12 protein-coding genes are annotated in these 13,539 nt (G+C 39.9%); 3 read left to right on the top strand and 9 right to left on the bottom strand.

Annotation, left to right across the window (positions count from 1 at the left end):
- Positions 1-130 precede the first annotated feature (130 nt).
- From ACXAE4_RS05750 to ACXAE4_RS05715, 8 genes are all read right to left on the bottom strand, one after another.
- Positions 131-1,390 carry a dihydrolipoamide acetyltransferase family protein gene (locus ACXAE4_RS05750; RefSeq protein WP_049166191.1) on the bottom strand — a complete coding sequence of 420 codons (1,260 nt, stop codon included), beginning with the start codon at positions 1,388-1,390 and terminating at the stop codon, positions 131-133.
- A 15-nt stretch (positions 1,391-1,405) separates the two neighbouring features.
- Positions 1,406-2,389: an alpha-ketoacid dehydrogenase subunit beta gene (locus tag ACXAE4_RS05745; RefSeq protein WP_013084975.1), complete on the bottom strand. Its 984-nt coding sequence runs from the start codon at positions 2,387-2,389 to the stop codon at positions 1,406-1,408.
- A 12-nt stretch (positions 2,390-2,401) separates the two neighbouring features.
- Positions 2,402-3,394 carry a thiamine pyrophosphate-dependent dehydrogenase E1 component subunit alpha gene (locus ACXAE4_RS05740; protein WP_475235631.1) on the bottom strand — a complete coding sequence of 331 codons (993 nt, stop codon included), beginning with the start codon at positions 3,392-3,394 and terminating at the stop codon, positions 2,402-2,404.
- 20 nt (positions 3,395-3,414) lie between these two features.
- Positions 3,415-4,836: a dihydrolipoyl dehydrogenase gene (gene lpdA / locus ACXAE4_RS05735; protein ID WP_475235629.1), complete on the bottom strand. Its 1,422-nt coding sequence runs from the start codon at positions 4,834-4,836 to the stop codon at positions 3,415-3,417.
- Between the two features lie 28 nt (positions 4,837-4,864).
- Positions 4,865-5,944, bottom strand: a complete 1,080-nt coding sequence (gene buk / locus ACXAE4_RS05730) for a butyrate kinase (protein WP_372492011.1) — start codon at positions 5,942-5,944, stop codon at positions 4,865-4,867.
- Between the two features lie 96 nt (positions 5,945-6,040).
- Positions 6,041-7,144, bottom strand: coding sequence for a branched-chain amino acid dehydrogenase (gene bcd / locus ACXAE4_RS05725; protein ID WP_013059125.1), 1,104 nt, complete (start codon positions 7,142-7,144; stop codon positions 6,041-6,043).
- A gap of 12 nt (positions 7,145-7,156) precedes the next feature.
- Entirely contained in the window at positions 7,157-8,068 is a 912-nt protein-coding gene (gene yqiS / locus ACXAE4_RS05720; protein WP_028411582.1) for a phosphate butyryltransferase, read from the bottom strand.
- 238 nt (positions 8,069-8,306) lie between these two features.
- Positions 8,307-10,376: a sigma-54 interaction domain-containing protein gene (locus ACXAE4_RS05715; RefSeq protein WP_028411583.1), complete on the bottom strand. Its 2,070-nt coding sequence runs from the start codon at positions 10,374-10,376 to the stop codon at positions 8,307-8,309.
- Positions 10,377-10,551: 175 nt separating this feature from the next.
- Between ACXAE4_RS05715 and ACXAE4_RS05710 the strand changes: the two genes are divergently transcribed.
- The gene (locus ACXAE4_RS05710) at positions 10,552-10,803 is read left to right on the top strand and encodes a DUF2627 domain-containing protein (protein ID WP_028411584.1); all 252 of its coding nucleotides are present in this window, start codon (positions 10,552-10,554) and stop codon (positions 10,801-10,803) included.
- A 12-nt stretch (positions 10,804-10,815) separates the two neighbouring features.
- Here the strand turns inward: ACXAE4_RS05710 and ACXAE4_RS05705 are convergent, their stop codons facing one another.
- Positions 10,816-11,544 carry a glycerophosphodiester phosphodiesterase gene (locus ACXAE4_RS05705; protein ID WP_028411585.1) on the bottom strand — a complete coding sequence of 243 codons (729 nt, stop codon included), beginning with the start codon at positions 11,542-11,544 and terminating at the stop codon, positions 10,816-10,818.
- A 124-nt stretch (positions 11,545-11,668) separates the two neighbouring features.
- Between ACXAE4_RS05705 and ACXAE4_RS05700 the strand changes: the two genes are divergently transcribed.
- Complete coding sequence (locus ACXAE4_RS05700) at positions 11,669-11,821, top strand: YycC family protein (RefSeq protein ID WP_064504589.1); 153 nt, start codon at positions 11,669-11,671, stop codon at positions 11,819-11,821.
- Positions 11,822-12,134: 313 nt separating this feature from the next.
- The gene (locus ACXAE4_RS05695) at positions 12,135-13,466 is read left to right on the top strand and encodes a peptide MFS transporter (protein ID WP_475235626.1); all 1,332 of its coding nucleotides are present in this window, start codon (positions 12,135-12,137) and stop codon (positions 13,464-13,466) included.
- Positions 13,467-13,539: the final 73 nt, after the last annotated feature.

Here is a 13,539-nt window from a genome sequence, read left to right as displayed (position 1 = left end):
GCCTGCTAGACCTAGATGATTACACTTTGAAGTTTGATGATTCTTCTTTTATTTTAATACATCTTTTACAAATTGTTCAATCATTGCTTCAAAATAAAAAAGCAAATGGAGAAAGCTCCATTTGCTTTTTTTAATAGACGGACGTATTCTCTTTAGACGTAGATTCTAAAATCTCTTTAACTCTTGCCAAGAACCTGCCGCACACCAAGCCGTCCAACACGCGGTGATCAAGTGATAAACATAAGTTAACCATATCTCGAACAGCAATCATGTTATCAATAATAACCGGACGTTTTACAATAGATTCTACTTGTAAAATAGCCGCTTGCGGGTAATTAATAATCCCCATTGATTGCACGGAACCAAATGAGCCTGTGTTGTTAACAGTAAATGTTCCGCCCTGCATGTCTTCAGACTTCAATGAACCCGTACGAACTTTTTGCGCAAGCTCTGTAATTTCACGCGCAATGCCTTTGATTGTCTTTTCATCGGCTTGTTTAATAACCGGCACAAATAAAGCATCGTCTGTTGCAACAGCAATAGATACATTAATATCTTTTTTCTGAACAATACGGTCTCCTGCCCACATTGAATTCATTTGAGGGAATTCTTTTAAAGCCTGAGCCACTGCTTTTACGAAGAACGCAAAATAAGTTAAGTTAAAACCTTCTTTTTGTTTGAACTCCGTCTTTAATGCATCACGATAAGAAACTAAGTTCGTTACATCAACTTCAACCATTGTCCATGCATGCGGAATTTCGTGTTTACTGCGAAGCATATTTGCTGCAATAGCTTTACGCACGCCTGAAACAGGGATTTCTTGATCTCCGGCTGCAGACACAACCGGCGCGGGTTGCTTCGTTTTCGGAGCAGCTGCCGCTACGGGTGCTTCTGGCTGAACTGTTGATGCAGGTGTTTCTTTCACTTCAGAAGCTCCGCCTTTTTCGATAACAGCTAAAATATCTTTTCTCGTAATGCGGCCGCCCGCACCTGTTCCTGTCACGGTATCTAAATTAATATTATGCTCTTGTGACAGACGCATAACAGCTGGAGAGTATCGGCTTTTATTGGATTGACTGTCCGCTGTTTTTGGCGCTGATTCTTCTACAGTCTTATCAGACGTTTTCTGTTCTTTTTGAGGGACAGTTCCTTCTACTTCAATTAAACAAATCACTTCTCCCACGGGTAAAGTATCATCTTCACCTGCAATTAACTCTTTAATTGTTCCGCTAAAAGAAGAAGGCACTTCAGCATTTACTTTATCCGTCATGACTTCAGCTAACGGGTCGTACTTATTTACGTGATCTCCAACAGAAACGAGCCATTTGCTAATTGTACCTTCTGTTACACTTTCACCGAGCTGCGGCATCGTAATTTTTTCAATAGCCAATTGATACAACTCCTTTTAAAATTGAGCTAATTCTCTCATTGCTTTTTCTACTTTATCTGGATTCACCATAAAATATTTTTCCATTGTTGGTGCATACGGCATAGCTGGAACATCAGGGCCAGCAAGGCGCTGAATTGGCGCATCTAAATCGAATAAGCAGTGTTCAGCAATAATAGCTGCTACTTCGCTCATAATGCTGCCTTCTTTGTTGTCTTCCGTTAAAAGCAGGACCTTACCTGTTTTAGAGGCTGCTTCAATAATAGCTTCTTTATCAAGCGGATAGACCGTTCTTAAATCTAAGATGTGTGCTGAAATACCGTCTGCTTCTAGTTTTTCAGCAGCTTGAAGAGCAAAGTGTACACAAAGACCATATGTAATAACCGTGATGTCGTCTCCTTCTCTCTTTACATCTGCTTTGCCAATCGGCAGTACATAATCATCTTCAGGGACTTCTCCTTTAATCAAACGGTACGCACGCTTATGCTCAAAGAAAAGAACTGGGTCATCATCACGAATAGCTGCTTTTAATAATCCTTTTACATCATAAGGCGTAGAAGGCATCACAATCTTTAACCCTGGCGTATTGGCAAAGAGTGCTTCAACAGATTGAGAATGATAAAGAGCACCGTGAACTCCCCCGCCGTAAGGAGCTCGAATTGTAATTGGACAACTCCAATCATTATTAGAACGATAGCGAATTTTTGCTGCTTCTGACACAATTTGATTGACTGCAGGCATAATAAAATCAGCAAACTGCATTTCAGCAATTGGACGCATGCCGTACATTGCCGCTCCGATTCCTACCCCCGCAATGGCGGACTCTGCAAGAGGTGTGTCAATGACTCTTTCTTCTCCGAACTGTTCGTACAGTCCGTTGGTTGCTTTAAATACGCCGCCTTTTTTCCCTACGTCTTCTCCTAATACAAACACGCGGGAATCTCTTTCCATTTCTTCACGAATGGCCATTGTTACTGCATCAATATATGAAATAACCGGCATATATTCTCCTCCTTACTCACCGTACACGTATTTTAAAGCCGATTCCGCTTCTGCATAAGGAGCGTTTTCAGCATAATCTGTTGCATCATTAACGATATTCATAATATCATCAAGCATTTGTTTTTCTCGTTCATCGGTTAACACGCTAACCTCTTTTAAATAAGCCGCAAAGTACGCAAGCGGATCACTCTTTTTAGCTTCAGACAATTCTTCTGCTCCGCGATATGCACGATCATCGTCATCACTTGAATGGGCAGTCAAGCGCTCTGAAACAGTTTCAATAAGAGTAGGCCCTTCTCCTCTAGATGCACGATCTCTTGCTTCTTTTACCACTCGGTATACTTCAAGGACGTCGTTTCCATCAATTGTGTAGCCCGGCATACCATATCCAATCGCACGATCAGATACTTTTGCGCATCCTAGCTGCTTTTCAACCGGAACAGAAATCGCATACTTGTTATTTTCACACATAAAGATAACAGGAAGCTTATGAACACCTGCAAAGTTCGCGCCTTCATGGAAATCTCCTTGGTTAGAAGATCCTTCTCCAAACGTGACAAACGTGACTAAGTCTTTTTTCTCCAACCGTCCTGCTAAAGCGATTCCTACTGCATGAGGCACCTGTGTTGTAACGGGAGAAGATCCTGTTACAATTCGCTTTTCCTTATGGCCAAAGTGACCTGGCATTTGACGACCTCCTGAGTTTGGATCTTCTGCTTTAGCAAACCCAGAAAGCATTAAATCGCGCGCAGTCATTCCAAATGCCAGCACAACACCCAGATCGCGGTAATAAGGTAATATGTAATCATTCTCTCTGTTTAAGGCAAAAGCTGCGCCAACTTGAGCGGCTTCTTGACCTTGACATGAAATAACAAAAGGCACCTTCCCTGCACGGTTTAATAGCCACATACGCTCATCAATTTTTCGTGCAAGCAGCATAGTGCGGTACATTTCAAGTACTTGTTCATCAGTTAATCCTAATGATTCATGACGGTTTTTTGTCATGTTTAAACCTCCTTTAATCATCAAAAATGAATCGCTTTTCCATCTACAGCTAATGAAGCTTCTCCCATCGCTTCTGAAAGGCTAGGATGAGGATGAATGGTATGAGCAATTTCCCATGGTGTAGCATCCAATACCTTTGCAAGACCCGCTTCAGAAATCATATCCGTCACGTGAGGTCCAATCATATGCACACCAAGAACATCATTTGTGTCGGCATCGGCAATAATTTTAACAAATCCCTCTGCCTCTCCATATACAAGAGCTTTTCCAACGGCCTTAAACGGAAACTTTCCAACCTTCAGCTGAAATCCTTGCTGTTTTGCTTCTTGTTCTGTTAATCCTACACTTGCTGCCTCCGGGCTGCTGTATACGCATTTAGAAATTGTTGTGTAATCAATCTTCAAAGGCTTGTCACCGTGTAAATGCTCAACAGCTACGATTCCTTCGTGAGAAGCTACATGTGCAAGCTGCAGTCCGCCAATCACATCTCCAATTGCGTAGATATGAGATTCTTTCGTTTGATAAAAATCATTTGTGGCAATCACACCGTTTTCTACTACAATATCGGTATTCTCGAGACCAATTCCTTCGACATTCGCTTGACGCCCTACAGATACAAGCAGCTTTTCTGCTTCATATTCTTGCATATCGTCTCCTACTTGAGCAGAAATTTTCACCTGACCACCAACAGACAGTGTATCAGCCATTACTTTAGCAGAAGTAATAATGGTCACTCCTTTTGCTTTTAAAAGCTTCGTCATTTCACGGGAGATATCTGGATCTTCTGTTGGTAAAATTCGATCGCTGTATTCAACAACCGTTACATCAACATCAAAATCTGTGAGCATTGACGCCCATTCAATTCCAATGACGCCGCCTCCCACAATAATAATAGAAGCAGGAAGTGTTTCCATCTTTAATGCTTCATCTGAAGTGATTACTTTCTCTCCATCGATTGTTAAACCAGGTAATGTTCTAGGGCGAGACCCTGTTGCGACAATTACATTCTTTGGAATAAGCATTTCGTTTTCTTCACCGCTTTTTAATTCAACGGAGATGGTTCCTGGCATAGGAGAAAAAATAGAAGGTCCTAAAATACGTCCAATTCCTTCATATACGTCAATTTTACCTTTTTTCATTAGCTGTTTGACACCATTATGTAACTGTGAAACAATTTCTGACTTTCGTTCTTGTACACGAGCATAGTTCAATAGTACATTGGACGTTTCTACGCCAAATTCACTGCTTTTCTTAGCCGTTTGATAGACTTCTGCACTTCTTAGTAAAGCTTTGCTTGGGATACACCCTGCGTGCAGGCATGTGCCGCCTAACTTATTTTTTTCCACAACCGCTACCGATAGACCTAACTGAGAGGCACGAATAGCTGCTACGTACCCTCCGGTTCCACCGCCGAGAATGACCAAATCATATTCTTTTGCCACACTGCTTCACACCTTTCTGCAAACGCTATTAAGCGCCTTTATATTCCTTTACTTCTTCTTCACCTGTAAGCACTCGGAGAGCCCCTTCAGCTAGCGCTTGAAGCTCATTTTCTCCAGGATAAACAATGACATCTGCAATCCACTTTACATGATTAATAATCAGCTCAACAAACGCTTTTGAATAAGCAATGCCTCCCGTTAGAATAATGGCATCTACTTTTCCATGCAATACCGTACTGGCAGCTCCAATTTCCTTCGAAATTTGATAAGCCATTGCTTCGTAGATAAGCTTAGCTTTTTCGTTTCCATTTTTCACTAGCGCTTCGACTTTCTGCACGTCAGATGTGCCCAAATAACCGACAAGTCCGCCTTTTCCTACAAGCATTTTCATAATCTCCTCGCGGTAATACTGACCTGAAAAGCAAAGACGAACTAATTCACCAACCGGTACACCGCCAGCGCGCTCTGGACTAAAAGGACCGTCGCCGTGCAGGCCATTGTTCACATCAATTACTTTTCCGCACTTGTGAACTCCAACCGTAATGCCCCCGCCCATATGGGTAACAATAACGTTCATTTGTTCGTATGTGCTATTCATTTCTTTGGCCACTTTTCGAGCCACCGATTTTTGATTCAGCGCATGAAAGATGCTTTTCCTTTCCATAAAAGGAGTTCCTGAGATACGAGCGATGTCACTTAGCTCATCTACCACCACTGGATCAACAATGTATGCTGGAATATTTAATCCAGATGCAATCTCAAACGCTAAAATCCCGCCTAAATTTGAAGCATGATGGCCGGCATAACCGTCTTTTAAATCTTTGAGCATGGCTTGATTTACTTCGTATGTGCCGCCTTCAATCGGGCGTAAAAGCCCTCCTCTTCCACATACTGCACTTAATTTAGATAAATTAATCCCTTCTTCATCAAGTGCCTCTAAAATCGAGTTTTTACGGAACTCATACTGTGCATATATCGTCTCAAACTGATTCATTTGCTGTGAATCGTAGCGGATTGTTCGATCAAAAATTGGTTTATCGTTGTGAAACACGCCAATTTTTGTGGACGTTGAACCCGGATTTATTATCAGCATTCGATATTCGTGCATATCCAACACATGTCCTCCTACCTTATCATTCTCATAAACGAAGGCTAGGTCGAAAGGATTTCATTTATTCCTTTTGCCTAGCCTTCAGCTCAAACATTAGCGCGTATGACGTCTACTTAAAATATGCTGTCCATTTTGTAAAAATTGACTGCGTGAACGACGCAGCTTTTCAATTCTTTCTTCAGCTAAGCGATCTGCTGCTAGATAGGTTGGAATGCCATCTCGCTTTGAGATTTCAACTACCTTTTCAATATTATCATAAATACCTTCAACTTTTTTCAGCGCACGCTCACGGTTATATCCAACTAGCTCATCAGCTACGTTAATAACGCCTCCTGCATTAATAACATAGTCCGGTGCATATACAATGCCTAATTCATGAATTAAATCACCATGACGCGTTTCTTTCAATTGATTATTAGCTGCCCCTGCAATAACTTTTGCTTTTATTTGAGGGATCGTTTCATCGTTAATCGTTGCTCCGAGTGCACAAGGAGCATAGATATCACATTCTACACCATAAATATCATTTGGGTCTACTGCTTGCGCACCAAATTCTTCTACCGCACGCTGAACAGCTTCTTTATTAATATCCGTTACAATAAGTTTTGCCCCTTCTTCGTGAAGGTGGCGGCATAAATTATATGCTACGTTTCCTACACCTTGGACAGCTACTACTTTTCCTTCAAGCATATCTGTTCCAAATGCTTCTTTTGCTGCTGCTTTAATTCCTCGGTATACGCCGTAGGCTGTGACTGGTGATGGATTGCCTGATGAACCGAAGGCAGGAGATACACCCGTTACATAATCCGTTTCCTCATATACAATATCCATATCCTCTACCGTTGTGCCCACATCTTCTGCTGTAATATATCGACCATTTAACCCTTGAATAAAGCGGCCAAATGCACGGAACATCGCTTCATTTTTGTCTTTGCGAGGATCTCCGATAATAACCGTTTTTCCTCCTCCTAAATTCAAGCCTGCTGCTGCATTTTTATAAGTCATTCCGCGTGATAAACGAAGCGCATCTTCAATTGCAGCCTCTTCTGATTCATATGTCCACATTCTCGTACCGCCTAGAGCTGGTCCAATTGTTGTATCATGAATCGCAATAATGGCTTTTAAGCCTGAATCTTTATCTTGGCAAAATAATAACTGCTCATAATCGTATGTTTCCATATAGTCAAAAATTTTCATTGTTAGTGCCTCCTAAGAATTCTGTTGAGCGACGCTGATAGCAAGCGCCAGTGAGTATAATTTACTTTCTGATGAATCTGCTCTGGATGTTAAGACGACCGGAGCTTTTGCCCCCGCTAGAATAGCTCCAACTTTTGCTTTAGCAAAATAAATAAGGGATTTATATAAGACGTTCCCTGTTTCAATTGCTGGAACGAGTAATATATCTGCTTGACCGGCAACTTCACTTTGAATGCCTTTTTGCTTGGCTGCTTCTATGTTAATGGCATTGTCGAGTGCTAAAGGTCCATCAATAACGCAGCCTTTAATTTGTCCTCTGCGGTTCATCTGTGTAAGAAGTGCAGCCTCTACTGTGGCAGGCATCAAAGGGTTCACAACTTCAACCGCTGCAACAGGAGCTACCTTTGGCACCTCTATCCCAATCGAGTGAGCAACGTTCACCGCGTTTTGAATGATTTGAACTTTCTCTTCCAGAGATGGCGTAATATTCATAGCTGCATCTGTTACAAGAATAGGACGGTCATAGTGAGGAACATCAAACACAGCTACGTGTGATAAAACATTTCCCGTACGCAAACCATGCTCTTTATTTAACACAGCTTTTAAAATAAGCGATGTGGATAAATTCCCTTTCATTACGATATGAGCTTGACCTTGCTGAACTGAACGCACAGCCAATTGAGCCGCTTCTAAAACGGACTCCGTATGTACGACCGTCACAGCCTTATGAGTGAGTAAGGATGGGCGGTACTGCCTGAATAATTCATTAATTGTTGTTTCGTTGCCAAACAAAATAAATTCAGAAACTTCCCTTGACACAGCTTCATACACTGCCTCAATTGTTTCTAAGTCTTCAGCTGCAGCAACAGCAACAGTCAAAGAAGACTGCTTAGCAACCCGAGATAAGATGGTAGCAAGAGTCATGGAATGTTCGACCTCTCCTTTTTCATTCTTTCTTTTGCCCCTTTTTAAAGAGCATACTGCGCGTTTATGCAGTCACTTAAAATATATGCAAGATTTGTGCCACACTCTGCATATATTACATAATATAGCTGCTTATATCCGTTTCTACGCACAAAAAATTTTTTTTATTGATTCTAACGACAAACAGAAAAAAAGAATACCTCTCTATTTATATGCAATAACTTGCACACCATGCATTTTATTGCATGCTGTTATTTGCAAGATTGTATTTTTCCAACTTATAATACAGAGAACGCAGGGAAATATTGAGCTGTTTTGCTGTTTTCGTTCGGTTATACTTGTTTGCAATCAGCACTTTTTGAATAAGTTCAGCTTCATAATTTTCCATCATGTGCGCTAAAGTCTTCCCTTCGAATACTACCTCTTCATTCGCCTGATTTTTTTCTTTTTTGCCCTTGCCTTCAAGTGAAGGGAGATGAACAGAATCAATCATTGTTTCCGTATAGTGCATATAAATAATAGCTCTTCCTAATATGTTTTCAAGCTCTCTGACGTTTCCTGGCCAGTCGTATGATCTCAATGATTGTAAGGCCCGATCTGTTACCCCTTCAACATGTCGGCCGTAATCTTGATTAATTTTTGTAATTAAGTGTGTAACAAGCGCTCCAATATCCTCTTTTCTCTTCCGAAGAGGAGGTATGTGAATCGGAATTTTGTTTAGCCGATAATACAAGTCCTGTCTGATGCTTCCATCAGCCATTCCTTTTTCTAAATTCACATTCGTAGCTGCAATCACGCGAACATTCACCGGAATGGGGGTCGTGCCTCCAACGCGAATAAGCTCTTTTTCTTGAAGCACTCGAAGCAGCTTAGCCTGCATATGAGCTGAAAGCTCCCCGATTTCATCCAAAAAGATGCTACCGTTATTGGCTTCTTCAAAAACACCTCGTTTTCCGCCTCGTTTTGCCCCGGAAAAAGCTCCTTCTTCATACCCAAAAAGTTCACTTTCAAGCAAAGACTCAGAAAGTGCAGCACAGTTGATCCGAACAAATTTATTAAACTTTCGGCTGCTCGCATTATGAATCGCATGTGCAAACAGCTCCTTACCCGTCCCAGATTCACCTCTAAGCAAAACAGTAGCTGGTGTTTTAGCAGCAAGTCTAGCCTGCTCAATTGCTAACTGAAACTCTTCAGACTGACCAATGATATCAGCAAATGAATATTTCGCTTCAAGCGTTCGGATAATTTGACGCGCTCTTTTAAGTTCATTTGTAAGCTCTTGAATTTCAGACATATCATGAATAACGCCAACGCTGCCTTTTAATTTTCCATCGACAATAACAGGGGCAACATTCACAACTACGTCTCTTTTACTCGGACCAAGCCTCATTCTTACACCTCGAACGGGACGTCTTGTTTGCAGCACCTTCATGTGCATACTGTCTCCTTCAGAGATATCGGCAGTCGCGGGCTGACCAATAATATCCGTCTTTTTTAAACCCGTAATTCTCGTATAAGCAGGATTAATTAAAATCCCTCTTCCTTCTTCATCGACAACCGAAATAGCTTCTTCAGAAGATTGAATAATAGCTTGAAGCATAGTTTGTACTTCTTTTAAGTTCGTAACTTCTTCTGCCAATCCGACAACGTCCGTAATATCTTTAAAAATCGAAAAGGCACCAAACAGCTCTCTATTCTCGTCGAGTATTGGTATTCTAGTCGTAATGACCTTCCGTCCGCTATCTAACACAAATTCACTATTTTGATCAATCGTTTTTGTATGAAGAACATCAACAAGTTTACTATTTGGAATAACTTCATGAAGATGCTTACCAATTACATCTCTGTGTGAAAAGTTCGTCAAACGCTCGGCACTTTGATTAAATAGCGTAATATATCCATTCTTATCAATCACGACCATCGCATCATGAGCCGCGTTAAAAATAAGATCATATTTATACGATTCTTGCTTTAACCGCTGAATTAACTCTTCTTTTTCCTCCATCAGATTGGCCATAATTTCAGCAACCAATCCCGGAACTACCAGTGCATCAGCAGGTTTGCTTCTCTGCAATTGTTGAAAAACACCTTGTTTACCTGTTGTTTCAACAATGACATCGAGCTGCTTTGTCATATAAGGCTCCCAATTCATTCCGGTTGAAATATCTTGTTCTTTCGCATGCAAAACAGCCGGCGCGTCAGCTCGTACGTCTACTACACCAATCACTTTCATAAATTCGGTTTCCAACAAGATTTTCAGAATAGCTAATCCACCTTTTCCTCCTCCAACGATCAACACTTTTTGCATATTTTTTCACCTTTTCCACTTAATATGTACATGTTCCGTGCAAAATATTGCATATACCTATCATATAAAAAAAGAAACGCTCTTGACAATTTATTTAGTTCTTTTATGATTCAAGTATAACGGTTTTACAATGTAAACGCATTCATTTTAAAAAAGAGAAGCGAAAGGAGAAGCTATGGTTCGAATTATTGCCCTGCTAATCTTACTTATTCCTGGTATACTCGCTGGATATGGCATTAAACTTATGAGAGATATGATTTTTGGCATCCTGCAATCCCCGTTCCCTTCTTTATTTTTGCAATTTTCAGTCGGTCTTCTGTTATTTGTAATCGGCCTTGGATTTGTTGCTGGCTTTATTCTGCACAGAGACCGCAAGCGAAACAAAGTTCAAAACAGATTTCAAAAAGATAAAAAAACATCGCATTAATGCGATGTTTTTTTACGAAAAGCGTCCCCCAAATTGCTTCACCATTTTTTCAGGATAATCAGTAATAATGGATTCACATCCATATTTCCGAAGCTGCTCAGCTACTTTTACATCATTTACTGTGTAAGGTCGCACTGGAATTTGACAATCTTTTGAAGCGGCTACATTTACTTCATTCACGGTACGCTGATTAGGGTGAAGAGCTTTTGCGCCAAGATGCTGCGCATATACCCAAGGCTCATACATCGGATAAGAATATAAAATAGCTGTTTCAATCGTAGAATCCAAAGAACCAATTCGGGCTAAGCTGTTATGATTAAAAGATGAAATCATCGTTCGATCCTTCATCTTGTATAAATAAATTAAATCTAAAACTTTCATTTCTAAGTATGGATAGTCAAATATATTGTTTTTCAACTCGATGTTTACGCTAATTCCTTCACTTGAAGCCCACTCCATTACTTCATTTAACATGGGAATTTTACATGCCCCGTACTTTTTTTTGAACTTATAGCTCGCATCTAATTTCTGTAAATCTTGATACGTAAAATCTTTTACAAACCCTTTTCCATTCGTCGTTCGATCTACTTTTTCATCATGAATTACAGCAAGTTCCCCATCCTTTGTCATATGCACATCAAGTTCAATTCCGTGTGCTCCGACTCTCGCTGCTTCTTTGAAGGAAATCATCGTATTTTCAGGAAACGTTCCAGCTGCGCCGCGATGACCTATTACAAACATACTTGCTCAACTCCTCTATTATCACTTATTATTAACTTTAGCATTACTTAATAGTGAAAGCACGAATTTACTGTTTATACTTCTTCACTTTCATTACTTTATATGCAAAAGGAGGTCGTTGTGTATGAGACCACTGCAAATTTCTCCGGATACAGCCGTAAAATTAGCAGAACAATTAAATATCCCCCTCGAGCAATTGATGCATATGCCTCAGCATATTTTGCTGCAGAAGCTTGCTGAATTAAATGCGGGCGAAGATAAAAAAGGATCTGAATAACAGATCCTTTTTTCTTTCGAATTTTCGTTTCCAAAAATAGTATTACTTTCTTACTTCATTTCCCATAACATATATTAGAATATTTAATAATATAAATGTATTTTTAAAAATGCTTTTAAATAAGTAATTTAATACTTTTTTGTGTATATTTAATTATTTTTTGATTTTTCCATATAATTTCATTGACGAAATTATTGTTTTTCTACTAAAATAAAAATACATTATATTTATTCCAGTACTTATATTCTGATTTTTTGATCAATTCAAATAAAAGAATTAAATAGTATGAGAGAAATTTTAGGGGGACTTCATTATGCAAGCAGCTGTACAACACGAAAATCAGCAGCCAAATGAGTCTAGGAAAAAACACCCTCCTGGACTGTACTTATTATTCGCGACTGAGGCATGGGAAAGATTTAGTTATTATGGAATGAGAGCCATTCTGGTTCTTTATTTAACTGCTACCGCTGCTCAAGGTGGACTCGGGGTAGATAAAGCAACTGCACTGAGCTTATATGGAACATTCACTAGTGCTGTTTACATTACGCCGATGATTGGCGGATATTTAACAGACCGCTTCCTCGGAAGAAGGCTAGCCATCACAATCGGTGGTGTGATTATGGCACTCGGGAATTTTTCCATCTTCATTCATCAAAGCGTAGCCGCTTTGTATATCGGACTTGCTTTATTAATTATCGGAAACGGATTTTTCAAACCAAATATCTCCACATTGGTCGGAGATTTTTATGCAGAAAATGATCCTCGCCGTGACGGTGCTTTTACCATTTTTTATATGGGTATTAACTTTGGTGCATTTTTCGCCCCATTAGTTGTTGGATTAATGAGTTATAAATACGGATTTTTAACAGCAGCTATCGGAATGGTTGTTGGACAAATTTTATTTAACCTACTGGCTAATCGCTATTTAGGTGATATTGGGAAAGAGCCTACAGGAAAAGTTCATGCAGCAGCATCTCAAACATCAACTGCTCCGCTGACAGCACGAGAAAAGAAAAGAACGGTTGCTATCGTTATTCTAGCTTTCGTTGTTATTGCTTTCTGGACAGCTTTTGAACAGGCTGGAAGTTCTTTAACGCTATATGCTCAAGATCAAATTGATCGTCAAATCGGTAGTTTTACGGTTCCAACAGAGTGGTTCCAATCATTGAATCCACTGTTTATCATGATTTTAGCACCAATTATGTCACTTGTTTGGTACAAGCTAGGAAATTCAAAACGCGGTGATTTTAAAACACCAACAAAAATGGGTATGGGACTTGTAACAGTCGGATTAGGATTCTTAATTTTAATTCCAGCCGTTATGTATACTGGTAATGACCCAGCTTTAAAAGTAAATATCCTATTTATGATTTTCACTTACTTCCTGCACACGCTAGCTGAGCTTATGATTTCGCCAGTAGGGTTGTCTATGGTAAGTAGACTGGCTCCATTAAAGCTTGCTTCTCTTTTAATGGGCGTATGGATGGCAAGCTCTGCTGTTGCTAATAAGCTAGCGGGTGTTCTTGCATCTTATACACAGTCGTTAGGTTATTTCGACATCTTCAGCTTAATCGGAGCTGTAACAATTGTACTTGGAATTATTGTTTTGTTCCTTTCAAAATCGATTGCTAAATTAATGGATTAAAAAAAGCAGCCTTTTCTGAAGGCTGCTTTTTTTATCATTTACTTATCCATATATGTAGATGAATTTTTTAACA

Source organism: Priestia sp. ABM2_011 (assembly GCF_056158845.1).
Note: the sequence above shows the minus strand (reverse complement) of the source record. Positions and strands in the feature narration are given on the sequence as shown.